Consider the following 23,550-nt stretch of genomic DNA (forward strand, 5'->3'; position numbering starts at 1 on the left):
CCCGCCGGGTCCGAGCCCGGGCCGATGGAACGCACACCGTCGGCCCGGGCTCTTTCCCACGAGTGCCCGCACGACGTCACGACCATGGAGAGCTTTGAAACGGTCCCGCGAGAAGGCCGCGTCCGAGCTGTTCGCCGCCCTCTATCCGCGCCTCGCCGGCTGGTGCCGCCGTCTCGTCGACGACGACGAGACGGCCCACGAGATCGCCTCCGAGGCGTTCACCCGGCTCTGGGCCCGCTGGACCTCCGTGGCGGAGCCCCGGGGGTTCCTCTACGTCACCGCGGCCAATCTCGTCCGGGACCACTGGCGCAAGCTGGAGCGCGAACGCAGAGCCGTACACCGTGCCACCGCCGAGGCCGCCGTCCGCCCGCACACCGAACAGTCCGACCCGTCCGTACGCCTGCTCGTGCAGTCGCTGCCGGAACGACTGCGCGTCCCGATCCTCCTGCACTACTACGCTGACATGCCGATCCGGGAGGTGTCCGTGCTGACCGGACGCAAGGAAGGAACCATCAAGGCCGACCTCCACGCGGCCCGCGAACTGCTCCGCGCCCACCTGAGGAGAAGCCTTGATCACACACTCTGACGAGGGTCCGGACTTCGAACCCGACGATCCGCTCGCCGTCATCCTGCGGCCCGCCTCCGACTACCTCGGCCCACCGCCCGGACACTACGAGGCGATCCGCCGCGGCGCGGCCCGCCGCCGGCTGCTGCGCACCGCGGTCGGGGTCGGGTCGGTGTGCGCCGTCGCCGCCCTCGTCGCGCTGCCGATCGGCCTGTCGACGTCCCAGGCACCCGCGTCCCCGACGGTCCCGCTCGCCCCGCCCTCCGAGGGCCGTCCTTCGTCCGTGCCCCCCAGCCCGTCGGCGTCCCCCGCGCCCGCCGACCCCAGCCGCACCCCGGAGCATCGGACGGCCGTTCCCACCCCGGGGAACCGGACGCCCGTTCCCACCCAGGCGCCCCGGACGACCGGCCACGCCACGACCCGGCCGGCCGTCCCCACCCCGGCACCGTCGTCGACGCCGTCGGCGACACCGACCACGCCCGTCGCCCAGCCGTCGATCGCGCCGAGCGGCTCTCCCCGCCGCTGACCGGACGGCCTTCACTCCGTTGACTAATCAATGGAGTGTCGATACAGGGTGTTAATTTGGGGAAATGGCTCTGCGCAACGCGGTGATGGCCGCGCTTCTGGAGGGCGAGGCGTCCGGATACGACCTCGCGAAGGGGTTCGAGGCCTCGGTCGCCAACTTCTGGATGGCCACCCCTCAGCAGATCTACCGCGAGCTGGAGCGCATGGAGGGCGAAGGGCTCGTCTCCGCCCGCGTCGTCCAGCAGGAACGTCGGCCCAACAAGCGGCTCTTCTCGCTCACCGAGGCCGGACTCGACGCGATGCGGGCCTACACGGCCGAGGTCCCCAGCAAGCCGACGGCGATCCGGGACGAGCTGATGGTCAAGGTGAGTTGCGTCGACATCGGAGACGCCGAAGCCGTACGGGCCGGGGTCGTCGAGCGTGTGGAGCGGGCGGGCGTCAAACTGGCCCGCTACCGGCGCGCGCAGGAACGCATGCTGGCCGGTCGCAGCGAGGAGGAGTACCTCGTCAGCGTCGAACGCGTGGGCCCCTACCTCACCCTGCTCGGCGGCATGGCCCTGGAGCAGGCGAACCTCCAGTGGGGCGAGACGGTCCTCAGGAGTCTCGACCAGCGGGCCGAGGCCCTCGGCGCCACGGCCCGCGGCTGACGCTCCCGGTACCCCGTGCCCGTCCTGGGCGAAGTCAGCGGCCCGGGTCGTAGGCGAGTTGCTTGACCAGGCGCAGGGTCAGGGCGGTCTCGACGGCCTGGACGCCGTCGAGGGCGCCGATCTTCTCGCTCAGATACGTGTACAGCTCCGCGCTGTTGCGGTGGACGGTCGAGGCGACGATGCCGGCCTGGCCGGTGATCGCCGCGGCGAAACGCACCTCGGGATGCGCGGCGAGTGCCCGTCCGACGTCGGCGAGGGCGGCCGGGGCCACGGTGAGCCACAGCATGGCCTCCACCTCGTGGCCGAGGGGTTCCTGGTCGAACTGGACGTCGAAGTAGAGCACCCCGGTGGTCCGCATGCGCTCCAGACGCCGTTTGACCACGGACTCCGACTGGCCGGTGGCCGCCTGGAGTTCGGTGAGCGTGGCGCGCCCGTCCCGGACGAGTACGGCCAGCAGCGCCTCGTCGGCCGCCTCCAGTGTGAGGGGGTCGGTGACGGGCTCGACCGGCGGTGGGCGCAGGGCCGCCTGCTGGTCGGGGGCGAGCCCGTTGGCCTTGTTGAGCCAGTCCAGCCGTCCGCCGTAGAACGAGTGCAGCACGCAGTGGGCGCTGACCGAGACGACACGGGGGGTGCGCTGCAACCGGTCGAAGAGCAGTTCGTCCCGGGCCTGCCGGCTGCGCGGCTTCATCGCGCACATCACCTCGGTGCCGCCGGAGATCAGCGAGACGTACGAGGTGTCGGGGCGCCGGGCGAGCGCGCCCGCCAGCTGTTCGGCCACGTCCGGGGTGCAGCGCAGCCGGACGATCCAGTTGGTGCGGCCGAGCCGGCTCTCGTCGATCACGCCGAGCACCCGCAGCCGTGCCGTGGTGCGCAACCGCCGCAGCCGCCGGGCGACGGTCTGGTCGGAGACCCCGAGCACCTCCGCGATCCGGGAGAGCGGTGCCCGTCCGTCGATCTGGAGGCACTGGAGCAGTCTCAGGTCGAGTGCGTCGAGCGCGCGGGACGGCATCGGCTCCGCCTCCTCTCGCTCCATGCGGACTCCCGGAGTCAATGATCGAGCATGACGGTGAGGCCCGGGACCAGTGTGGTCCCGGGCCTCGTACGGGCGCCCGTTCCGTCCCCACGAAAGGGCGCCCCCAGGGACTGTCCGGCGGACCGTGCCGCAGACGCGCCCCGGCGCCGGGGTCAGCCGCGCTGCCCCAGCCGGGGCTCCGCCGCCCCGGTCTCCCGCGGCGCCGCCGGGGCGGTGCCGGATCCGGCCACCGGCCTGGTGGCCGGCTGCCGCGGGCTGCGCAGCAGGACGGCGCCGACCGCCGCGGCGACCAGCGTCAGTGCCGCGGCGATGATCAGGCACAGGTGGAGGCCGTCGAGGAAGGCCTCGGACAGGGCGCCCAGGGCGCGGCCCCGGTCGGCGCCCAGGTTCATGCCCGCGACCGCGCCCAGGCCGTTCGCGTCCACCACGGAGGTGACGCTCCGGACCGTCGCCGCAGGCAGACCGACGTCGGTGAGGTGACCCGGCAGGGTGTGCCCGGCCTTGGTGGACAGCACGGCGCCGAGGACGGCCGGGCCGAGCGCGCCGCCGACCTGCCGGAACGCGCTGTTCCCGGCAGCCGCCATACCGGCCTGGCGGAACGGTACGGAGGCGACGGCCGCGGCCGTCATCGGCGTGATGACGAAGCCCAGGCCGAGGCCCAGCAGGGCCAGCCGCCAGGCCAGCGAACCGAACGACGTACCGGCGTCGATGGATGTCAACGACAGCAGCGAGGCCGCGGTCACCAGCAGCCCGCCGGTGATCAGGACGCGGGGCGACACCTTGTGCATCAGCCGCCCGGCCGGTGCCCCGACGAGGATGCACATCAGCGTGACCACCAGCATCCGGGCCGCCGCCTCCAGGGTGCTGAGCTGCTGCACCATGCCAAAGTAGAGGCTGAGGGCGAAGAAGAAGCCGATCAGGCCCAGGAAGCTGATCATGGCGACGAGCGTCGTGGCGGTGAAGGCGGGGCTGCGGAAGAGCGTCAGGTCCAGCATCGGGCTGTCACTGCGCCGCTCCGCCAGGACGAACGCGACGGCCGCGACCGCCGCCGTCACCAGGGCCACGATCACCTTCCCGTCGGTGAAGGAGCCGGCGCCGCCCTCGATGACGCCGTAGACCAGCGCGGTGATCGCCACCGCGGCGGTGATCTGGCCGGGCCAGTCCAGACGTCGTGAGCCGGGGGCGCGCGAGTCGGTCACCAGCCGGGCCGCGAAGGCCGTCGCGAGGAGCGAGGCGGGGACGGGCAGCAGATATATCCAGCGCCAGGAGAAGTGCTCCAGGATCAGTCCCGCGATCACCGGGCCGACGGCCAGCGCCGCCATCAGGGCGGTGGCCCACAGCCCGACGAACTTGCCGCGCTCGCGGTGGTCGGGCACGGCGTGGCTGATCAGCGCCAGCGTCGTGGGCAGCAGCGCGGCGGCGCCCAGTCCGGCGAACGCCTGGCCCACCCACAGGACCTCGATCGACCGCGCGCACAGCGCGATCGCCGCCCCCACCGCGCTGAACGCGAGGCCCGCCTGGAAGACCTTCTTGCGGCCGTGGACGTCGCCGAAGACACCGGCGGTCAGGATCAGCGCGGCCATGGGCAGCACGAACGCGTCCGAGACCCACGACAGTTGGGCGGTCGACGCGTTCAGCGCCCGCTGGATGGCCGGCAGGCTCACCGAGACGGTGGTCACCGGCAGATACGCGACGAACACGCCCACGCAGGCCATGACGAGCGTGGCCGCCCGCCGTTCCCGCGGCTCGTGCGCCGTTGTCGTGACGTTCACGGAACTCCCTCTCCCCTGCGGCGCACCGCACCGCGATCGCTTGATACGGCGCTCACCTTCGGGGCCGCCTGCGGGCCGGAGCCAGCCACGGCGGGGGAAACCGGGAAATTCGACATTCCGCACCCGGTTTCCCGGGATTTCCGTGATCGCTGTCAGGAGGTGTGAGGCCGCCGACCTGGCGACCCGCGCGGCGGATAGGTTCGCGGGTATGACGACGACATCGCAAGAAGCCTTCCTGCGGGCCTTCCACGCCGAACGGCCGGCGGTGACGGCGGACGCGTTCGCCGGTGCCCGCGCCGCGGACGGCCGGTCCAGCTACGAGATCTTGCGCGACCGGGTCGCCGGACACGGGCGGGTACTGGATCTCGGCTGCGGCGACGGCCTGTTGCTCGAACTGCTCGCCCGGACCGAGGGGTGCCGGCCGGCCGGGGTGGACCTCTCCCCGGAAGCCCTGGCGCTGGCGCGACGCCGACCGCTGCCCGCCGGGACGACGCTGTCGGAGAGCCGGGCCCAGCACCTTCCCTTCGCCGACGACACCTTCGACGCCTGTGTCTCCCACATGGCGTTGATGCTGATGGGCGAGGTGGAACAGGTGGCCGCGGAGGTGGCCCGGGTGTTGCGCCCCGGAGGCATGCTGGCCTGCGTGATCGGCGGCGGAGCCGTGGGTGGTGAGGCGTACGAGCTGTTCGTCGGGCTGTTGCGGTCCGCGATCGGGACGGCCCCCGCCGAGCAGCGCATCCCCGCTCTCGGGGACCGGAGGACCCGCAGCCGTGCGGGACTCGACAGCGTTCTCGCGCCGGCGGGATTCGCTCCGGTCGACTGGGAGACCGTCCCCATCGACCTGAGCGGACCGGTCGAGCAGGTGTGGGACGCCCTGGCGGGCGTCTATGACGTCGGCCCGCTCGACGCGGCCACCGTGGAGTCCCTGCGTGTGGACTTCCTCGCCGGTGCGAAGAAGCTCACGGCGCCGAACGGGATCGTCCCGTGCGGCATGAACGTGCATCTCGTGACGACGAATCTGACGGCGAATCCGGCAGCGAGTCCCAGGACGCGTCCGGCGGCGAACGCGGCAGCGAGTCCCAGGACGCATTCGGCGGCGAACGCGGCAGCGAGTCCGGAATTGCATCCAGCGGCGCGTCCGGCGGCCGGAACCGCTACTGCTTGAGCGCCGCCATCGCGATGCGCAGGGCGACCGGGTTCATCTCCTCGCCCTTCGCGTCCGTGGCGTTGACCGAGTAGACGAGCGTGCGGGAGAGATCGCGGGTGGCCGCCATGACCGTGGTGTATCCGTACCGCCCGCCCGACTTGAGCCAGTAGACCCGCCCGCCGTACTCGAAGCGCTCGAGCCCGGCGCTCATGGTGGCCCCGTCGATGCCCGACGGAACCGTGAACATCTCCTTCAGCTGCGGCTCCGGGACCAGCTCGCCACGGAAGAGGTGGACGGTCAGCCGCTCCAGGTCCGCCGTCGTGGAGATCATGTCGCCCGCCGCCCAGCGGTCCGCCTGGTTCCACTCGGTGACGTCGACGAACTCCGTCGTGCCGCCCGCCCGCTTCACCGCCTGGTAGCCGAGGTTGTGCGGACCCCGGATACGCGGATCGGTACCGGGAAAGTACGTGTGCAGCATCCCGGCGGGCCGCAGTACGCGCCGGGTGGCCTCGGAGGCGTACGAGTGCCCCGTGACCTTCTCGATCAGCATGCCGAGGATCGTGTAGTTGATGTTCAGGTAGTGCTGCCGCCCGCCGGGGCGGAACTCCGGCCCCTTCGCCACGGCGGAGGCGACGACCTGCCGGGGTGTGAGGGTGTCGAAGCGGTGCGCGTACGCGTCCTCGAAGGAGTCGCCGAAGCCGTCACCCGCCTGGATCCCGCTGGTGTGGTTCAGCAACCGGCGTATGGAGACGGGCTTGAAGGCGGGCGACAGCAGCCCGGGGAGATAGCGATGTACGGGCGCGCCCAGATCGACCCTGCCCTCGGCCGCGAGCTGCAGCACGACCGCCGCCGTGACCACCTTCGTCGTCGAACCGGCCCGGAAGAGCGCGTCCGGGTCCGCCGCGCGGCCGCTCGTCAGATCGTGCACTCCGCCGCTCCCGAGCCAGCGGCCGTCGGTGCCACCGACCCGTACGAGCGCGGCCGTCGCGTCGGCGTCCGGCAGTCCCGCGAGCGCGGCGCGCAGGGCGGCGGCGTCCGGTCCGGTCGTGACCGTGCCCGCCGTGGCCGTCCGTGGCGCGGTGGAGGACGCGGCGACGGCGGGCACGGCCAGCGGGCCGGCCGCCAGGCCCAGCACGAGGGCGGCGGCGACGGCGGTGACGGTTCGGGTACGGGCGGGCATCTGCGGCTCCTGGTGCGGACGGGACGGTGAGATCATCCTGAGGTCGCCCACCCGTCGGCGGATCCTCCCCGGGGACGGCCCGGTCCCTGGCGCTGACCCGGCCCAACTGCACTTCTGCGTAAGGGTGTTGTGGGGGATCCCCCTTAGGTGGGGCGCGGTGAAAGTTTCGAAGGCAGGGAAGGACAAAAAACTGTTATCGCGGAGGGCGGCCCTCCGTCTCCTGTGTGTCAGGACCCGACGAACGGCTGTGATCCGCGACATAGCGCGCGGACAGGCTCGCCGGGGTGGGGGATCCTGCACTCCCGCCCGTGTGTGCCCAGTGGCACGGGCGGTCACCGTGGCATCGGAGGGACGTACGTGGACGGGCGGCAGTGGCGCTCCATCATCGAGGGCGCGCAGGCCGGCGACCGGCGCGCCCTCGACGAACTCGTCGCGGGCTGGCTCCCGCTCGTCTACAACATTGTCGGCCGCGCCCTGAACGGCCACGCGGACGTCGACGACGTCGTGCAGGAGACCATGCTGCGCGCCGTCGACCACCTCGGCTCGCTGCGCGACCCGGACAGCTTCCGGTCCTGGCTGGTCGCCATCACGATGCGGCAGATACGGGAGCGCTCGCGCCGCCGGACGGCCGAGCCGCTGGCCGACGGCGCCGGTGAACAGGCCGCCGACTTCGCCGAACTGACCGTGCTGCGGCTCCAGTTGGAGGGGCAGCGGCGAGAGGTCGCGGAGGCGGTGCGCTGGCTCGACGACGAGGACCGCCAACTGCTCTCGCTGTGGTGGCTGGAGGTCGCGGGCGAACTCACCCGGCGCGAGCTGGCGGCGGCGGTCGGGATCAGCAGACAGCACGCGGCGGTACGGGTGCAGCGGATGAAGCAGCGGCTGGAGATCGCGCGGGACATCGTGCGGGCGCTCGACGGCCACCACCCCGGCGCGGGCAACTCCCCCTGCCCCGACCTGCGGTTGGTGACCGCCCGCTGGGACGGGCGGCCCGACTCGGTGTGGCGCAAGCGGCTGGCCCGGCACATCCGGGGCTGCGCGTACTGTTCGGGCGCCCGCGAGGCCGTCGTACCGGCCGAACGCCTCCTTGTCGGGATCGCCCTCGTCCCGCTGCCGGTCGGCTTCACGCTGTCGCTCGCGTTCGGCGGGAAGACGGCGGTCGCCGCCACCTCCGTCGGCTGGTCCGCCAAGGTCCTCGGACTGCTCACCAAGCCCGCCGTCGCCGTCACGGCCGGCGCCACCCTCGCGGCGGGCGGCCTGTACGTCGTCACCCGGGCGCCCGACGACCCGCCCCCGGCCCTCGCCGCACCCACGGCGGCGAGCACCGCACGTCCACCGTCGGGACGTACGGGAGCGCCCTCCGCCTCCGCGACCCCCTCACCGTCCCCCTCCGCCTCCCCGTCGCCCTCGCCGTCGCCCTCGAAGACCCGCGTCCAGCTGTACGGCACCGTCGTCGACGCCGTCGACAGCGCGCCCGCCGCGAGCGCGCTCCCGGCCGCGCTGCCCCGGCGCGCAGAGAAGGGCGTCACCGCGACCGGGGCGCCCGCCACCGGCCTCACCCACCGCGGGGAGACGGTCACCCTCAGCGGGCAGGGCTACTTCCGGGTCCGCTGGCAGGTCCTGCCCCAGCAGCGCACCGGCGCCCTGCTCATGCCGACCTGGACCGGGCTGAGCGGCAAGCTCTTCCACGTCGCCTCGGGCGGCGGTCACCGCATGGACGACGTGCAGTCGGGCTCGACGGACGGCACGACCTGGATGGGCGGCCCGTCCGTGGGCTACGCCGTCCTGCCCTCCGGCACCCAACAGATGTGGCAGAACGAGTACTTCTGGATCGACGGCACCGTCACCCTCCACCAGAACGAGGGCCCCGCCGACTACAACCTCTTCGTCCAGACCTCGACCTGGGACAAGGTGACCGAGGACGTCCGCACCGGTCCCGCCCAGGGCGTGATCCGCTACGGCCTCGTCCGCGACAACGGCGAGGACACCGCCCCGGTGCCGCAGTACCTGACCCGCTCGACCCCCGCCGACCCGGCGACGGTGAGCCCGCGCTCGCAGGTCACCTCCTGACCGTGCCGCCCGCGTCTCCCCCGCAGGCCTCGCGCAGCGCGCGTCAGGCCCTGCGCAGCGCGCACAGCGCGTCGATACGGTTCGTGGTGATCGAATCCACCCCCATGTCCAGCAGCCGGCGCATGGAACGGCGGGTGTCGGGTGTCCAGACGGAGAGCAGCTGGCCGCCGCGGTGGACGCGGGCCGTGAGGGCGCGGTCGACCAGGCTGAAGCGGTAGTTGAGCCAGCGCGGCCGTACGGCTTCGAGGAGCGCCGGGCGTGGCGGTGCGACGCTCGTCCAGGTCAGCGCGATCTCGGCGGCGGGGTCGGTGGCGCGCACGGCCAGCATGGCCGGGGCGCCCGCGCAGTAGTACACCCGGTCCTGGGCTCCGCACTCACGGATGACCTCGACGATCCTGCGTACGGCCGGGCCGTCGGGCTCTCCCGGCAGATCGACCAGGACCCGGCTGTCCTTGGTCGCATCGAGGGCCTCCGCGAGCGTCGGCACCCCGCCGCCCGTGAGCCCGCGCACCTCGTCCGAGGAGAGCGACCCGAGCGGCCGCTCCAACTCCCACAGCCGTTTCAGTGTCTCGTCGTGCAGCAGCACGGGCACCTTGTCGCGGGTGAGCCGTACGTCGATCTCGACCGCGTCCGCGCCCAGTTGGAGCGCGGAACGCAGCGAGTCGATGGTGTTCTCGCGGACGCGATAGGGGTCGCCGCGGTGGGCCACGGCAGTCACGGTGCGCATGGGCCCATTGTGCTGGTCGCTCAGGGCGTGAGCCACGCCGAGGCGTAGGTGTCGATCTCCTCGGCGAGGCGCGTCCTGCCGGCCGGGTCGAGGAAGGACGCCTCCACCGCGTTCTTGGCGAGCGCGGCGAGGCCGAGTTCGTCGAGGTCGAGAAGACGGGCGGCGACCGCGTACTCGTTGTTGAGGTCGGTGCCGAACATCGGCGGGTCGTCGGAGTTGATCGTGACGAGGACCCCGGCCCGGGTGAACTCCTTTATCGGGTGCTCGTCGAGGGTGCGGACCGCGCGGGTGGCGATGTTGGAAGTCGGGCAGACCTCCAGCGCGATGCGGTTCTCGGCGAGGTGGGCGAGCAGCTTCGGGTCGCGCGCGGAGCTGGTGCCGTGTCCGATGCGCTCGGCGCGCAGCTCGTTCAGCGCGTCCCAGACGGTCTCCGGCCCGGTGGTCTCACCCGCGTGCGGCACCGAGCGCAGTCCGGCCGCGATCGCCTGGTCGAAGTACGGCTTGAACTGCGGCCGCGGTACGCCGATTTCGGGCCCGCCGAGTCCGAAGGAGACCAGACCCTCCGGTCGCAGCCGGTCGTCGGTCGCGAGCCGCAGGGTCTCCTCGGCCGCCTCGAGCCCCGCCTCGCCGGGGATGTCGAAGCACCAGCGCAGGACGACGCCGAACTCGGCCTCCGCCGCCTTGCGGGCGTCCTCGATGGCGTCCATGAAGGCGCGCTCGTCGATGCCGCGGCGGGTGGAGGACCACGGGGTGATGGTCAGCTCGGCGTAACGGACCTGCTGCCGAGCCATGTCCCGGGCGACCTCGTACGTCAGCAGCCGTACGTCCTCGGGGGTGCGGATCAGGTCGACGACGGACAGGTACACCTGGATGAAGTGGGCGAAGTCGGTGAACGTGAAGTAGTCCGCGAGGGCCTCGGGGTCCGTCGGCACCTGGGAGTCGGGGTGGCGGGCGGCGAGGGTGGAGACGATGCGGGGGGAGGCGGATCCGACGTGGTGCACGTGCAGTTCGGCCTTGGGCAGTCCGGCGATGAAGGCGTGCAGGTCGCGGACGCCCTCGCGGGTGCTGAGCTGGTCGGTCAAGGATTCCTCCCCGGAACGGCGTCCCCGGACCGTGGTCGGGCGACGCGGGTGATCGGCTGATCGGTGATTCGGGGATCATCGTAGGCCGCCGCTCACGGGGTGAAGCCCCGGGCCGTAGCATGACGGCAGGTACGACAGAGGAGGGGACCTCACGCATGTCCGACGACGCGCAGGCGCCACAGGTGCCGCAGGACGCCGCCGCGACCCCGTGGGCATCCCCGGACCAGTCGGCTCCGCCGCCGACCCAGATCGACATGCCGTCGGCCGTCGGTCCCGAGGACGCGATACCCGGCGGGAACCCCCAGCCGGTTTCCCCGCCCGGCGGCTCCCCGGACAACGCCGCCGGACCGCGCCCCGAGCCGAACCCCTGGGCCCCGCCCGTGGACCAGGCACCCTCCCACGCGCCCGGTGCCCCCACACCCCCCTCGGTGCACAACCAGCCGACGGTCGTCGCCCTCCCCGGAACAGGCACCCCCGGCCACCCCCAGCCCCACCCCCAGTCCCCGCCCCAGTCCTGGGACAACCCCTTCGCGTCTCCCGCCGCCGCACCCGCGCCCCACCCGCGGCCCGCCCCCGGAGAGCCGGTTCCCCCGCCGCCCATCGCTCCCGAGGGCCCCGGCCAGGTCCCGTACGGCTACGGATACGGCTACCCGGCCTACCCCACGCCGGGACCCGGCTACCCGGGCGCCGCCGGCTACGGCTGGCCGATGATGCCCCCGGCGCCGAGCAACGGCATGGGCACCGCCGGGCTGGTGCTCGGCATCATCTCGGCCGTCGTGTTCTGTCTGTGGCCGATCGCGATCATCCTGGGGATCCTCGCGGTGATCTTCGGCGTGCTGGGGCGACGCAGGGCGCGCCGCGGCGAGGCGAACAACCCCGGTCAGGCGCTGGCCGGGATCATCTGCGGAGCGGTCGGCATCGCGCTCGGCATCGCGATGATCGTGGTCTTCTTCGTCCTCCCGGACAACAGCGGCAACAGCGATCCGTTCAGCGGAGACGACGGCTACTCCACTTCACTCGTCGTGCCGCACCTCGGCTAGACCGCCAACCGCTCCCGCGCCTCGACTAGTCGTCCCCCAGGAGTCGCTCCCGCGCCTCCATCAAGGCGAATCCCAGCAGGTTCGGCCCCCGCCACCGCTCGGGATCCGCCGCCCGCTCGTCGTCCGCCGCGAGTCCTATGCCCCAGACCCGGTCCATGGGGCTGGCCTCGACCAGCACCCGCGTGCCCGTGCCCAGCAGGAACGCGCGCAGTTCGGGATGGGCGGCGAACTTGTGCACGCTGCCCTCGACGACGATCCCGAAGCGCTCGCGCTCCCAGGTCGCCTCGTCGAAGCCGCGCACGAGCCGCCCCACCTTCTTGGCGAGCGCGGGGCTGGACGCCTCGATCGCGCGCCGCTGCGCCTCCGCGTCGCCGAAGAGCCGTGCCTTGCCCGCCATCATCCAGTGCTCGGCGGTCGCGTAGGAGACACCGTCCACCACGAACGGTGACGGCCACCACTGGCTCAGGCAGCTCGCACTCACCTGACCGTCCGGTCGCGGGCGGTGCCCCCAGAAGTGCAGGTACTTGACCCTTGCCCCCGAGCGGACCGCGCTGACCAGCGCTTCCCAAGAATCGATCTTCGCCATGCACGCCACTGTGGCACGCACCACTGACATTCCGTCCCGCCTTTTCCATGGGGACTCGACACCTGGTCGACAGATTCCGTCGCGTAACCAAAAGGCAACAACGGAATCACTTGTTGGAGTCCCTTTGCTCTGTCAGGATCGGCACTCAAATCGAGCTGGAGCTACGCCCACCCCTGCGGCAGCGGGGAGAACGGCGGAGGAGAGCGACATGCACAATCCGGGCCATCGCTTCCAGGCGCAGGACTGCTTCGCGGACGGCGCGCAGTACATCGCGGGCCGGCTGACCAAGGGCACCTCGGGCCGTACGCACGCGGTCGTCGACCCCGCCACCGGCGACGAGGTCTACACGTACGAGCTGGCGAGCACCGTCGACGTGGACGCGGCCGTCGCCGCCGCCCTCGACGCGTTCCCCGGCTGGGCGGGCGCCACCCCCGGCGAACGCTCCGACGCCCTGCACCGCTTCGCCGCCGTGCTCGCCGACCGCGCCGAGGAGTTCGCCCGGGCGGAGTCGCTCCAGTGCGGAAAGCCCCTCAAGCTGACCCGCGAGTTCGACGTGCCCGGCACCATCGACAACATCGCCTTCTTCGCGGGCGCGGCCCGGCATCTGCAAGGGCAGTCCGCGGGCGAGTACTCCGGCGACCACACCTCGTACGTACGCCGTGAGCCCATCGGTGTCGTCGGCTCCATCGCGCCCTGGAACTACCCCCTCCAGATGGCCGCCTGGAAGATCCTCCCGGCGATCGCCGCGGGCAACACGATCGTGCTGAAGCCCGCCGAGCTGACCCCGCTGACCTCGCTCCTCTTCGCCGAGGCCGCCACCGCGGCGGGCATCCCGGACGGCGTGATCAACATAGTGACCGGGGCCGGGAGGGACGCCGGCGAGCACCTCGTCGGCCACCCCGACGTGGCGATGACCTCCTTCACCGGGTCCACCGCGGTCGGCAAGCGCGTCGCCGAGATCGCCACCTCGACCGTCAAGCGACTCCATCTGGAACTGGGCGGCAAGGCCCCCTTCGTGGTCTTCGACGACGCGGACCTGGACGCGGCCGTGAACGGCGCGGTCGCGGGCTCGCTCATCAACAGTGGGCAGGACTGCACCGCCGCCACACGCGCGTACGTACAAAGGCCCCTCTACGAAGAGTTCGTGTCCAGGACGGCCGCCCTGATGGCGAGCGTCCGCCTCGGCGACCCGTTCGCGTCCGGCACCGACCTCGGCCCGCTGATCTCGCACGCCCAGCGCGACCGCGTGGCCGGATTCGTCGACCGGGCCCGCGGCTACGCGCGCGTGGTGACCGGCGGAGAGATCCCCGAAGAGCTCAAGGACGGCGCCTACTACCGGCCCACGCTCGTCGCCGACGCTCCTCAGGACAGCGAGATCGTGCAGTCCGAGATCTTCGGTCCCGTCCTGGTGGTGCTCCCCTTCGACAGCGACGACGAGGGAATCCGGCTCGCCAACGACACCCCGTACGGTCTCGCCGCCTCCGCGTGGAGCCGGGACGTGTACCGGGCCAACCGTGCGACCCGCGAGATCAAGGCGGGCTGCGTGTGGGTCAACGACCACATTCCGATCATCAGCGAGATGCCGCACGGCGGTTACAAGGCGTCCGGCTTCGGCAAGGACATGTCGGCGTACTCGTTCGAGGAGTACACCCAGATCAAGCACGTCATGTTCGACAACACCGCGGTCGCCAGGAAGGACTGGCACCGCACGATCTTCGGGGACCGGCCCTAGTCGATCCGGAGCCGGCCGCGCGTCGGCTTCCGACTATCGCCGAGTGGCAGACCAGGCCGCCAGACCACGGCCGCGACCCTTCCGAAAGGGCATCACGAGCATGGAGCAGTACGAGCCCGACCGCCTCTCCCCGGCCCAAGTGGCCGCCATGCGGCGCAGTTTCAGGAACGGCAGGGCCGCGCTCAGCCGCCGCTCGCTGCTGCGCGCCTCCGCGGGCGGCGCGCTCGCCGTCGGCGGGCTCGGCGCGCTGAGCGGCTGCGGGATCCCGGCCGCGGGCCAGACCCAGGGCGGCGTCTCCGCCGAGGACCACTCGGCCAAGGAGAAGACGATCAACTTCTCCAACTGGACCGAGTACATGGACGTCGACGACAGCGGGAAGCACCACCCGACGCTCGACGCGTTCACCAAGCGCTCCGGCATCTCGGTCAAGTACACCGAGGACATCAACGACAACGTCGAGTTCTTCGGCAAGATCAAGCCGCAGCTCGCCGCGGGCCAGGACACCGGGCGCGACCTGATCGTGGTCACCGACTGGCTGGCCGCCCGGCTGATCCGCTTCGGCTGGGTGCAGAAGCTGAACGCCTCCAACCTGCCGCACGCGTACGCCAACCTGTCCGCCCAGTTCCGCAGCCCCGACTGGGACCCGGGACGCGCCTACTCCTACCCCTGGCAGGGCATCTCGACCGTCGTCGCCTTCAACAAGAAGGCGTTGAACGGCATCGAGGTGAAGTCGGTCTCCGACCTCCTCGACAACCCCAAGCTCAAGGGGCGCGTCGGCTTCCTCTCGGAGATGCGCGACAGCATGGGCATGACGCTGCTCGACATGGGCAAGGACCCGGAGAAGTTCACCGACGACGACTTCGACGCGGCGATCGCCCGCCTCCAGAAGGCCGTCGACAAGGGCCAGATACGCCGCTTCACCGGCAACGACTACACGTCCGACCTCACCAAGGGCGACCTCGCGGCCTGTGTCGCCTGGGCGGGCGACATCGTCCAACTCAAGGCGGACAGCCCGGACGTGGACTTCATCATCCCGGACAGCGGCTATCTGACGTCCACGGACAACATGCTGATCCCCAACAAGGCCCGTCACAAGACGAATGCCGAACGGCTCATGGACTTCTACTACGAGCCCGGTCCGGCCGCACAGCTCGCCGCGTACATCAACTACGTCTGTCCCGTCGACGGGGTCAAGGACGAGCTTGCGAAGATCGACAAGTCGGCGGCGGACAACCCGCTGATCCTCCCCGACAAGGCCATGGCCGCGAAGTCCCACGCCTTCCGCTCCCTGACGCAGAAGGAAGAGACGGCCTACGAAGAGAAGTTCGCCAAGCTCACCGGGGCGTGACGCCTCCGGCGGCTGAGCGGTGGCGGTGGTCCGGCCGGGCCGCCCGGGCGGTTGCCCGGGGCCCGAGGAGACCTGCGCCGGCTCCGCCGCGCGGCCCCGACCGGCGCAGCGACCGTAGTCCGCCCCGGACACCCCTACGACCCCGACATCCAGGGACCACACCATGACGACAGACAACGGCGGCGACGTCCGCCTCTCCGGGATCAGCAAGACGTACGGCTCCTTCACGGCCGTCCACCCCCTCGACCTGACCGTCCCCGAAGGCTCCTTCTTCGCCCTTCTCGGGGCGTCGGGCTGCGGCAAGACCACCACCCTGCGGATGATCGCGGGTCTGGAGGAACCTTCCTCCGGCACCGTCTTCCTCGGCGACCAGGAAGTGACCCACCTGCCCCCGTACAAGCGGCCGGTGAACACCGTCTTCCAGTCCTACGCCCTCTTCCCGCACCTCGACATCTTCGAGAACGTCGCCTTCGGTCTGCGCCGGCGCGGCATCAAGTCGGTGAAGAAGCAGGTCGAGGACATGCTGGAGCTCGTCCAGCTCGGCGAGCAGGCCCGCAAGAAACCGCACCAGCTCTCCGGCGGCCAGCAGCAGCGCGTCGCCGTGGCCCGCGCCCTGATCAACCACCCCAAGGTGCTGCTCCTCGACGAACCGCTCGGCGCCCTCGACCTCAAGCTGCGCCGCCAGATGCAGCTGGAGCTCAAGCGCATCCAGACCGAGGTCGGCATCACCTTCGTACACGTCACGCACGACCAGGAGGAGGCCATGACGATGGCCGACACGGTCGCCGTGATGAACGCGGGCCGCGTCGAGCAACTCGGCGCCCCCGCCGACCTCTACGAGAACCCGCAGACCACGTTCGTCGCCAACTTCCTCGGCACCTCGAACCTCATCGAGGCCGCCGTCGACAGCAAGGACGGCGACGACATCGTCCTGGCGGCGGGCGGCGGCAAGCTGGTCCTGCCGCAGGCGCGATGTTCGGCGCCCACGACGACCGGCGGCAAGGTCCTGGTCGGAGTCCGCCCCGAGAAGATATCGCTCACACACGTCGACGACGCGGGCGAGATACCGGCCGGCCGCAACCGGATCACCGGCAGGATCGCCGACTCCAGCTTCATCGGCGTCTCCACTCAGTACGTCGTCGACAGCGCCGTCTGCCCCGAGTTCGAGGTCTACTCCCAGAACATCGACCGCGACGCCCGGCTCACCCCCGGCGCCGAGGTGGTCCTGCACTGGAGCCCTGCGCACACCTTCGGCCTCGACGCGGCGCAGGACATCGACGCCGGCGTGGAAACGGTGGAGCCAGAAGAGGGGGTGGCCGCCTGATGGCCAGCGTCACCGAGGCGCCACTCCTCGCGCCGCAGCCCGACAAGAAGCCGCCCCGCAAGCGCGGCCGTCTCGTCCCGTACTGGCTGCTCCTGCCCGGCATCCTCTGGCTGCTGATCTTCTTCGCGCTGCCGATGGTCTACCAGGCCTCCACGTCCGTGCAGACGGGCTCCCTGGAGCAGGGCTTCAAGGTCACCTGGCACTTCCAGACGTACTGGAACGCGCTGGCCGACTACTGGCCCCAGTTCCTGCGCTCGGTGCTGTACGCGGGCGCCGCGACGATCCTGTGCCTGGTGCTCGGCTACCCGCTGGCGTATCTGATCGCCTTCCGCGCGGGCCGCTGGCGCAACGTCGTGCTGATCCTGGTCATCGCGCCGTTCTTCACCAGCTTCCTGATCCGCACGCTGGCCTGGAAGACGATCCTCGCGGACGGCGGCCCGGTCGTCGGCGCCCTCAACACGCTGCACGTCCTGGACGTCACCAACTGGCTCGGCTTCACCTCCGGCGACCGCGTCCTGGCCACACCACTGGCGGTGGTCTGCGGCCTCACGTACAACTTCCTGCCCTTCATGATCCTGCCGCTCTACACCTCGCTGGAGCGGATCGACGGACGCCTCCACGAGGCGGCGGGCGATCTGTACGCGAAGCCGTTCACGACCTTCCGCAAGGTCACCTTCCCGCTGTCGATGCCCGGCGTTGTCTCCGGCACGCTGCTGACCTTCATCCCGGCCAGCGGTGACTACGTGAACGCCGACCTGCTCGGCTCCACGGACACCCGGATGGTCGGCAACGTCATCCAGACGCAGTTCCTGCGAATCCTCGACTATCCGACGGCCGCCGCGCTCTCCTTCATCCTCATGGCCGCGATCCTCATCATGGTCACCCTCTACATCCGCAAGTCCGGGACGGAGGATCTGGTCTAAATGGCCTTCGTACGCTGGTTCAAGCGGAATCTCGTCGTCATCGGTGGACTGCTGACGCTGGGATATCTGCTGCTGCCCAATGTCATCGTCACGGTGTTCTCCTTCAACAAACCGAAGGGGCGCTTCAACTACGAGTGGCAGCAGTTCTCCCTCGACGCCTGGCGCGATCCGTGCGGGGTCGCCGACATGTGCGGCTCGCTCTCGATCAGCCTCCAGATCGCCGTCTGGGCGACCATCGGGGCCACGATCCTCGGCACGATGATCGCCTTCGCCCTCGTCCGCTACCGCTTCCGGGCGCGCGGCGCGGTGAACTCGCTGATCTTCCTGCCGATGGCGATGCCCGAGGTCGTCATGGCCGCCTCGCTGCTCACCCTGTTCCTCAACCTGGGTGCTCAGTTGGGTTTCTGGACGATCCTGATCGCCCACATCATGTTCTGCCTCAGCTTCGTCGTGACGGCCGTCAAGGCGCGTGTGATGTCGATGGACCCGCGCCTGGAGCAGGCGGCACAGGACCTCTACGCCGGCCCGGTGCAGACGTTCCTGCGCGTCACCCTGCCCATCGCGGCCCCCGGCATCGCGGCGGGCGCGCTGCTCGCCTTCGCGCTCTCCTTCGACGACTTCATCATCACCAACTTCAACGCGGGTTCGACCGTCACCTTCCCCATGTTCGTGTGGGGTTCGGCGCAGCGCGGAACACCCGTTCAGATCAATGTCATCGGTACGGCCATGTTCATCGTCGCCGTACTGTTCGTCCTGGCCGGAATGGTCGTCAGCAACCGTCGCAGCAAGCAAAAGGCATAGCAAAAGACATCGCGGACGGCATCACCCACAGAGAAATTTCGGTGGGTAATTCAGCTGTAGGGAGTTGAAATCATGGCCCCGAGCGCCATGACCCGTTGGACCACGTCTCTTTCCGAAGCCCAGCCGGTTCCGTACTGGCTGGACGACCCGGGCAAGCCCCACCCCGAGCCCGCCCTCACCGGCGCCGAGACCTGCGACCTGCTCGTCGTCGGCGGTGGCTACAGCGGACTGTGGACCGCGCTGATCGCCAAGGAGCGCGACCCGCAGCGTGAGGTGGTGCTCCTGGAGGGCCGCGAGGTGGGCTGGGCCGCCTCGGGCCGCAACGGCGGCTTCTGTGCCGCGTCCCTGACCCACGGCCTGGCCAACGGACTCACCCGCTGGCCGGACGAGATCAGGAAGCTGGAGGAGCTGGGCGCCCGCAACCTCGACGAGATCGAGGCGGCCGTCGCCCGCTACTCCCTCGACTGCGACTTCGAGCGCTCCGGCGAGATCGACGTCGCCACCGAGCCGCACCAGGCGGCCGAACTCCGCGAGTGGCACGAGGAACTGCGGGAGCGGGGCCTGGCGGACGGCATCGAGTTCCTGGACGCCGACGCGGTCCGCGAACAGGTCGACTCGCCGACCTTCCTCGCGGGCCTGCACGACCGCCGCGGCGTCGCCATGCTCCACCCCGCCAAACTCGCCTGGGGTCTCAAGCGGGCCTGCCTGCGGCTCGGGGTGCGGGTGTACGAGCACACGCCCGCGCTCGCCCTGAAGGCGTACGGCGCCGGCATGGCCGTACGCACTCCGTACGGTTCCGTCCGTGCCCGCAAGGTGGCGCTCGCCACCAACATCTTCCCGAACCTGGTCAAGCGGGTGCGCGCGTACACCGTCCCGGTCTACGACTACGCGCTGATGACCGAACCCCTGACCGCCGACCAGCTGGCGTCCGTCGGCTGGAAGAACCGGCAGGGCCTCGGGGACTCGGCGAACCAGTTCCACTACTTCCGGCTCTCCGCCGACAACCGCATCCTGTGGGGCGGTTACGACGCGATCTACCCGTACGGCGGCCGGGTGCGCGCCGAGTACGACGACCGCCCGGAGACGTACGCGAAGCTCGCCGGGCACTTCTTCACCTGCTTCCCGCAGTTGGAGGGCGTCCGCTTCACCCACGCCTGGGGCGGTGCGATCGACACCTGCTCGCGCTTCTCGGCCTTCTTCGGCACGGCGCACCACGGAAAGGTCGCGTACGCGGCCGGCTACACGGGTCTGGGCGTGGGCGCGACCCGGTTCGGCGCGGACGTGATGCTCGACCTGCTGGCGGGGGAGCGCACCGAGCGCACGGAACTGGAGATGGTCCGCAAGAAGCCCCTGCCGTTCCCGCCCGAGCCCTTCGCCTGGACCGGCATCGCGCTCACCAAGTGGTCGCTGGCGCGGGCGGACGCGCACGGCGGACGGCGCAATCTCTGGCTGAGGACGATGGACAAGCTGGGACTGGGCTTCGACAGCTGAGCCGCGCCGGCGGGGCGTGCGCCGCGGTGGCTGATCCACAGGCGTACGCCCAGCTCATCCACTGTGATGCGGCGCACCACCAAAAAATGGCGGAACCCGCGTAATGCCCGGGCCGAACCTCCCTCCCCTCTGTGACGCGACCAGCGTCGACACGAGGAGAGAGGGCGGTTCCGCCATGACAGGGGCCAAGACGGCGGTCGAGTGGCTGGCATCCGTGGCGCCGGATCCCGAGGCCTGCCGCCGGGAATGGGAGACCAATCCGCAGAGGGTCGCGCTGCTGCCGGCCGGCAGGCTCTGGGACGTACTGATCCTGCCGGGCGAGCTCGGCTATCCCACGCTCGACGTGCTGACCCGGGTGATAGACCGACTCGGCCCGGTGCTCGTCGACTTCGGCGACGCCCGGATGGGTTTCTTCGTGCCGCCCGGCACCGCTGCGCGCTGGCTCGGCACGGGGGTGCGCACGGCGGGGCGCGGTACGTGGATCGTGGTGCCGTACCCGGGACGGACCCACGGCGGGGTCCGCTGGCTGGTCCCGCCGGACGGCACCGGCACGCTCACCGATCCGGCGCTGCTGGAACTGGCCATGCACGAGGCGGCGGCGGGCATCGCCGGGAACGAGGGTCGACAGCCACCACGGGGCGGACTCCGGTAACGGACCCGGGTCACGGCCCCCGTTGACGGTCAAAGGTCTTGACAACAGAATTGGTCTGGACCAAGTTGGGCGCGCTCCACCCTCCTGAATCCCCCCATGCCCGGAGGCAGTTGTGGATCGCACCGAACGCACCAGACCGTCCACGCGTCAAAGGCTGCTCGCCGTGTGCACGGCCACCGTTCTGGCCGTACCCGGCCTCGCCGCACTCTCGTCGGCCGCCCGTGCGGCCGACGCGGACCTGGTCAGGAACGGCGGCTTCGAGGCGGGCCTCGACGGCTGGACCTGCACTGCGGGCGCCGTCGTCAACTCACCGGTACGCAGTGGAAGTTCGGCGTTGCGGGCGACCCCGGCCGGCAGCGACAACGCGCAGTGCTCCCAGACGGTGACCGTCAAACCCGACTCCCAGTACACCCTCGCCGGATACGTCCGGGGCAGCTACGTCTACCTCGGCTCGAGCGGCACCGGCACCACCGACGTCTCCACCTGGACCCAGTCCGCCCCCGACTGGCAGCAGCTCACCACCACCTTCCGCACCGGCCCGTCCACCACCAAGGTCACCCTCTACACCCACGGCTGGTACGGCACCGGCGCGTACTACGCCGACGACGTCTCCCTCGTGGGCCCCGGCGCCGACCCGGGACAGCCCCCGGCCGCGCCCACCGGCCTGGCCACCGGCACGGTCACGTCCTCCACCGTCGCCCTGTCCTGGTCACCGGTCACCGGTGCGACGGGCTACGCCGTCTACCGCGACGGGGTGAAAGTGCAGACGGCCACCGGCACCTCGACCACCGTGAGCGGCCTCGCGCCCTCCACGGCGTACGCCTTCCAGGTCGCGGCGGTGAACGACGCGGGGGAGTCGGCGAAGTCGGCGACGGTCACGGCGACGACGTCCACGGGCTCGGGAGGCTCCACCGGGCACTCCCTCGTCGGATACCTCCACGCGAGCTTCGCCAACGGCTCCGGCTACACCCGCATGTCCGACGTCCCCGACAGCTGGGACATCATCGACCTGGCCTTCGGCGAGCCGACCTCCACCACCTCCGGCGACATCCGCTTCACCCGTTGCCCCGTCACCGAGTGCCCGACGGTCGAGAGCGACGCCGACTTCAAGGCCGCGATCAAGGCCAAGCAGGCCGCGGGCAAGAAGGTGCTGATCTCGATCGGCGGCCAGAACGGCCAGGTGCAGCTGACGACGACGGCCGCCCGCGACACCTTCGTGTCCTCCGTCTCGAAGATCATCGACACCTACGGCCTGGACGGCCTGGACATCGACTTCGAGGGCCACTCGCTCTCGCTCGACGCCGCCGACACGAACTTCAAGAGCCCGACCACGCCGGTGATCGTGAACCTGATCTCGGCCCTGAAGACCCTGAAGGCCAAGTACGGATCCACGTTCGTCCTGACGATGGCCCCGGAGACCTTCTTCGTCCAACTCGGCTACCAGTACTACGGCACGGGCAAGTGGGGCGGCCAGGACCCGCGGGCCGGCGCCTATCTCCCCGTCATCTACGCCCTGCGCGACGACCTGACCCTGCTGCACGTCCAGGACTACAACTCCGGCTCGATCATGGGCCTCGACAACCAGTACCACTCCATGGGCGGCGCGGACTTCCACATCGCGATGACCGACATGCTGCTGACCGGCTTCCCCGTCGCGGGCGACGCGAACAACGTCTTCCCGCCGCTGCGACCCGACCAGGTGGCGATCGGCATGCCGGCGTCGACGAACGCGGGCAACGGTTACGTGGCGCCGTCCGAGGTCACCAAGACCCTGGACTGCCTGACCAGGAAGACCAACTGCGGCTCGTACACGACCCGCGGCACCTGGCCGGGACTGCGCGGCCTGATGACGTGGTCGATCAACTGGGACCGCTACGGGAGCTGGGAGTTCCAGCGGACCTTCGACGGCTATTTCGGCTGACGGCCGTTCCGGCCGAGGAGGAGCCGGAGCGAGAGCAGCAGCACCGCGCAGAGGCACCAACTGGCCGCCACGTCCAGCGGCCAGTGGTAGCCCCGCCGGACCAGGCCGAAGGCGACACCGAGGTTGAGGGCGAGGCAGCCGACGAGCAGGGCGCGGCGGGCCCCGGCGCCCCGCAGCCACGGAATCAGCACCAGGGCCGCACCGCCGTAGGCGATGACGGCGGTGGCGGTGTGGCCCGAGGGATAGAAGCCCGTACCTGGGCCCATGACCGGTGGGCCCGGCCGGGCGACCAGTTCTTTCAAAGGCACGATCAATGCCGGTACGACCGCCATCAAGGCGGCCGTCGCGAGGGACGGCAGCCACCAGCGCTCCCGCCCGGCCGCGCGGGCCCGCCACGCCACGTACGCGAGCACGACGGCCAGGACCGGCACCGCGACGGTGACATCGCCCAGGTCGGCCAGGAGTCCGGAGACGCGGTCGGGGTGGACGAGACGGTCGCTGAGGTGTTCGTCCGCGCGGGCGAGGGGGCCGTGGGCCGCGACCTGCCAGGTGATCAGCGCGAAGAGGAGGGCCGGAAGGCCGAGGAAGCCGAGAGGTCCGAAGAGGCCGAGACGTCCGCGGAGGAAGGTCGGCCGCCCCGGAACAGGGGGGGTAGTTCCGAGGCGGCCGTCCAGATCGGGTCGTCGCGCGCCCCGGGGGGTTTGGGGCGAGCGACTGTCCGATCGGTGAGGAGATCCGGAGCCGGAAGCTCCGGGTGTGTGCGCGAGGGCACGACCAGGGCGAAGCTGGGGAGGCCTCGACCCGGTGTCACCCACAGTCCCCTGTGGGCGGGGTGTATCTCTCATCTGGGTAGAACCTACGGCAGGGGATCCGGCTCCGACAGACGCAATCGCGTCCCGTCATGTACCTCGCACACGTTCTTCACACGCTCTGACCCCGGTCGCCGCGGCCCCGGAACCAAGCGGAATCCGCTCGGGGCGGTCGTCT

Annotated in this window: 20 protein-coding genes and 1 pseudogene; 14 read left to right on the plus strand and 7 right to left on the minus strand. The window is 70.9% G+C overall.

Going from position 1 to position 23,550, the window contains the following annotated elements:
• Window positions 1–94 precede the first annotated feature (94 nt).
• The 3 genes from FNV62_RS36145 (at window position 95) to FNV62_RS36155 (ending at window position 1,737) form a co-directional block, all read left to right on the plus strand.
• Window positions 95–586, plus strand: a complete 492-nt coding sequence (locus FNV62_RS36145; RefSeq protein WP_054235333.1) for an RNA polymerase sigma factor — start codon at window positions 95–97, stop codon at window positions 584–586.
• Window positions 570–1,091, plus strand: coding sequence for a hypothetical protein (locus FNV62_RS36150; RefSeq protein WP_097286421.1), 522 nt, complete (start codon window positions 570–572; stop codon window positions 1,089–1,091). Before FNV62_RS36145 ends, FNV62_RS36150 begins: the two co-directional genes overlap by 17 nt.
• 64 nt (window positions 1,092–1,155) lie before the next feature.
• Window positions 1,156–1,737 (plus strand): PadR family transcriptional regulator, encoded by a 582-nt coding sequence (locus FNV62_RS36155; protein WP_143609331.1) that lies wholly within the window; start codon window positions 1,156–1,158, stop codon window positions 1,735–1,737.
• A gap of 34 nt (window positions 1,738–1,771) precedes the next feature.
• On the opposite strand, the gene FNV62_RS36160 is transcribed toward FNV62_RS36155, so the two are convergent.
• Together FNV62_RS36160 and FNV62_RS36165 are read right to left on the minus strand one after the other, a co-directional pair.
• On the minus strand, window positions 1,772–2,770 hold the full coding sequence (locus FNV62_RS36160) for an Lrp/AsnC family transcriptional regulator (RefSeq protein ID WP_225900482.1): 999 nt from the start codon (window positions 2,768–2,770) through the stop codon (window positions 1,772–1,774).
• 152 nt (window positions 2,771–2,922) lie between these two features.
• Window positions 2,923–4,542, minus strand: coding sequence for an MFS transporter (locus FNV62_RS36165; RefSeq protein WP_225900483.1), 1,620 nt, complete (start codon window positions 4,540–4,542; stop codon window positions 2,923–2,925).
• 208 nt (window positions 4,543–4,750) lie between these two features.
• On the opposite strand from FNV62_RS36165, the gene FNV62_RS36170 reads away from it, so the two are divergent.
• Window positions 4,751–5,707, plus strand: a complete 957-nt coding sequence (locus FNV62_RS36170; protein ID WP_143609332.1) for a class I SAM-dependent methyltransferase — start codon at window positions 4,751–4,753, stop codon at window positions 5,705–5,707.
• Here FNV62_RS36170 and FNV62_RS36175 read toward each other — a convergent pair.
• Window positions 5,697–6,869 carry a serine hydrolase domain-containing protein gene (locus FNV62_RS36175; protein ID WP_143628321.1) on the minus strand — a complete coding sequence of 391 codons (1,173 nt, stop codon included), beginning with the start codon at window positions 6,867–6,869 and terminating at the stop codon, window positions 5,697–5,699. The genes FNV62_RS36170 and FNV62_RS36175 overlap by 11 nt on opposite strands.
• A gap of 312 nt (window positions 6,870–7,181) precedes the next feature.
• Here FNV62_RS36175 and FNV62_RS36180 point away from each other — a divergent pair, with 312 nt between their 5' ends.
• Window positions 7,182–8,936: an RNA polymerase sigma factor gene (locus tag FNV62_RS36180; protein WP_376326114.1), complete on the plus strand. Its 1,755-nt coding sequence runs from the start codon at window positions 7,182–7,184 to the stop codon at window positions 8,934–8,936.
• Between the two features lie 43 nt (window positions 8,937–8,979).
• On the opposite strand, the gene FNV62_RS36185 is transcribed toward FNV62_RS36180, so the two are convergent.
• Both FNV62_RS36185 and FNV62_RS36190 read right to left on the minus strand, forming a co-directional pair.
• The gene (locus tag FNV62_RS36185) at window positions 8,980–9,663 is read right to left on the minus strand and encodes a glycerophosphodiester phosphodiesterase (RefSeq protein WP_143628323.1); all 684 of its coding nucleotides are present in this window, start codon (window positions 9,661–9,663) and stop codon (window positions 8,980–8,982) included.
• 20 nt (window positions 9,664–9,683) lie between these two features.
• Window positions 9,684–10,813: pseudogene (locus FNV62_RS36190) on the minus strand (adenosine deaminase).
• A gap of 87 nt (window positions 10,814–10,900) precedes the next feature.
• Between FNV62_RS36190 and FNV62_RS36195 the strand changes: the two are divergent.
• The gene (locus tag FNV62_RS36195; RefSeq protein ID WP_225900484.1) at window positions 10,901–11,785 is read left to right on the plus strand and encodes a DUF4190 domain-containing protein; all 885 of its coding nucleotides are present in this window, start codon (window positions 10,901–10,903) and stop codon (window positions 11,783–11,785) included.
• A gap of 25 nt (window positions 11,786–11,810) precedes the next feature.
• On the opposite strand, the gene FNV62_RS36200 is transcribed toward FNV62_RS36195, so the two are convergent.
• Window positions 11,811–12,401, minus strand: a complete 591-nt coding sequence (locus tag FNV62_RS36200) for an NADAR family protein (RefSeq protein WP_097286427.1) — start codon at window positions 12,399–12,401, stop codon at window positions 11,811–11,813.
• 178 nt (window positions 12,402–12,579) lie between these two features.
• Between FNV62_RS36200 and FNV62_RS36205 the strand changes: the two genes are divergently transcribed.
• From FNV62_RS36205 to FNV62_RS36240, 8 genes are all read left to right on the plus strand, one after another.
• Entirely contained in the window at window positions 12,580–14,103 is a 1,524-nt protein-coding gene (locus tag FNV62_RS36205) for a gamma-aminobutyraldehyde dehydrogenase (protein WP_144315828.1), read from the plus strand.
• Between the two features lie 100 nt (window positions 14,104–14,203).
• Window positions 14,204–15,451: a spermidine/putrescine ABC transporter substrate-binding protein gene (locus FNV62_RS36210; RefSeq protein WP_054235324.1), complete on the plus strand. Its 1,248-nt coding sequence runs from the start codon at window positions 14,204–14,206 to the stop codon at window positions 15,449–15,451.
• A gap of 163 nt (window positions 15,452–15,614) precedes the next feature.
• Window positions 15,615–16,775 carry an ABC transporter ATP-binding protein gene (locus FNV62_RS36215; RefSeq protein WP_054235323.1) on the plus strand — a complete coding sequence of 387 codons (1,161 nt, stop codon included), beginning with the start codon at window positions 15,615–15,617 and terminating at the stop codon, window positions 16,773–16,775.
• Complete coding sequence (locus FNV62_RS36220; protein ID WP_054235322.1) at window positions 16,775–17,698, plus strand: ABC transporter permease; 924 nt, start codon at window positions 16,775–16,777, stop codon at window positions 17,696–17,698. The genes FNV62_RS36215 and FNV62_RS36220 overlap by 1 nt, the downstream gene beginning before the upstream one ends.
• On the plus strand, window positions 17,699–18,499 hold the full coding sequence (locus FNV62_RS36225) for an ABC transporter permease (protein WP_054235321.1): 801 nt from the start codon (window positions 17,699–17,701) through the stop codon (window positions 18,497–18,499).
• Between the two features lie 72 nt (window positions 18,500–18,571).
• Window positions 18,572–19,990 carry an NAD(P)/FAD-dependent oxidoreductase gene (locus FNV62_RS36230; RefSeq protein ID WP_097286428.1) on the plus strand — a complete coding sequence of 473 codons (1,419 nt, stop codon included), beginning with the start codon at window positions 18,572–18,574 and terminating at the stop codon, window positions 19,988–19,990.
• A 175-nt stretch (window positions 19,991–20,165) separates the two neighbouring features.
• A complete protein-coding gene (locus FNV62_RS36235) occupies window positions 20,166–20,642 on the plus strand; it encodes a hypothetical protein (protein WP_143609336.1) in 477 nt (158 codons plus the stop codon).
• A 112-nt stretch (window positions 20,643–20,754) separates the two neighbouring features.
• Complete coding sequence (locus FNV62_RS36240; protein WP_164331815.1) at window positions 20,755–22,563, plus strand: chitinase; 1,809 nt, start codon at window positions 20,755–20,757, stop codon at window positions 22,561–22,563.
• Here FNV62_RS36240 and FNV62_RS36245 read toward each other — a convergent pair.
• Complete coding sequence (locus tag FNV62_RS36245) at window positions 22,551–23,408, minus strand: phosphatase PAP2 family protein (RefSeq protein ID WP_143628327.1); 858 nt, start codon at window positions 23,406–23,408, stop codon at window positions 22,551–22,553. The genes FNV62_RS36240 and FNV62_RS36245 overlap by 13 nt on opposite strands.
• Window positions 23,409–23,550: the final 142 nt, after the last annotated feature.

The sequence above is a fragment of the Streptomyces sp. RLB3-17 genome (assembly GCF_007113425.2).
GTDB lineage: Bacteria > Actinomycetota > Actinomycetes > Streptomycetales > Streptomycetaceae > Streptomyces > Streptomyces mirabilis_D.

Coding starts and splice junctions, on each gene's coding strand:
- FNV62_RS36245 (WP_143628327.1), bottom strand. CDS start 23,408: ATGAGAGATACACCCCGCCCACAGGGGACTGTGGGTGACACCGGGTCG.
- FNV62_RS36205 (WP_144315828.1), top strand. CDS start 12,580: ATGCACAATCCGGGCCATCGCTTCCAGGCGCAGGACTGCTTCGCGGAC.
- FNV62_RS36210 (WP_054235324.1), top strand. CDS start 14,204: ATGGAGCAGTACGAGCCCGACCGCCTCTCCCCGGCCCAAGTGGCCGCC.
- FNV62_RS36155 (WP_143609331.1), top strand. CDS start 1,156: ATGGCTCTGCGCAACGCGGTGATGGCCGCGCTTCTGGAGGGCGAGGCG.
- FNV62_RS36230 (WP_097286428.1), top strand. CDS start 18,572: ATGGCCCCGAGCGCCATGACCCGTTGGACCACGTCTCTTTCCGAAGCC.
- FNV62_RS36160 (WP_225900482.1), bottom strand. CDS start 2,770: ATGGAGCGAGAGGAGGCGGAGCCGATGCCGTCCCGCGCGCTCGACGCA.
- FNV62_RS36215 (WP_054235323.1), top strand. CDS start 15,615: ATGACGACAGACAACGGCGGCGACGTCCGCCTCTCCGGGATCAGCAAG.
- FNV62_RS36185 (WP_143628323.1), bottom strand. CDS start 9,663: ATGCGCACCGTGACTGCCGTGGCCCACCGCGGCGACCCCTATCGCGTC.
- FNV62_RS36170 (WP_143609332.1), top strand. CDS start 4,751: ATGACGACGACATCGCAAGAAGCCTTCCTGCGGGCCTTCCACGCCGAA.
- FNV62_RS36225 (WP_054235321.1), top strand. CDS start 17,699: ATGGCCTTCGTACGCTGGTTCAAGCGGAATCTCGTCGTCATCGGTGGA.
- FNV62_RS36235 (WP_143609336.1), top strand. CDS start 20,166: ATGACAGGGGCCAAGACGGCGGTCGAGTGGCTGGCATCCGTGGCGCCG.
- FNV62_RS36195 (WP_225900484.1), top strand. CDS start 10,901: ATGTCCGACGACGCGCAGGCGCCACAGGTGCCGCAGGACGCCGCCGCG.
- FNV62_RS36220 (WP_054235322.1), top strand. CDS start 16,775: ATGGCCAGCGTCACCGAGGCGCCACTCCTCGCGCCGCAGCCCGACAAG.
- FNV62_RS36200 (WP_097286427.1), bottom strand. CDS start 12,401: ATGTCAGTGGTGCGTGCCACAGTGGCGTGCATGGCGAAGATCGATTCT.
- FNV62_RS36175 (WP_143628321.1), bottom strand. CDS start 6,869: ATGCCCGCCCGTACCCGAACCGTCACCGCCGTCGCCGCCGCCCTCGTG.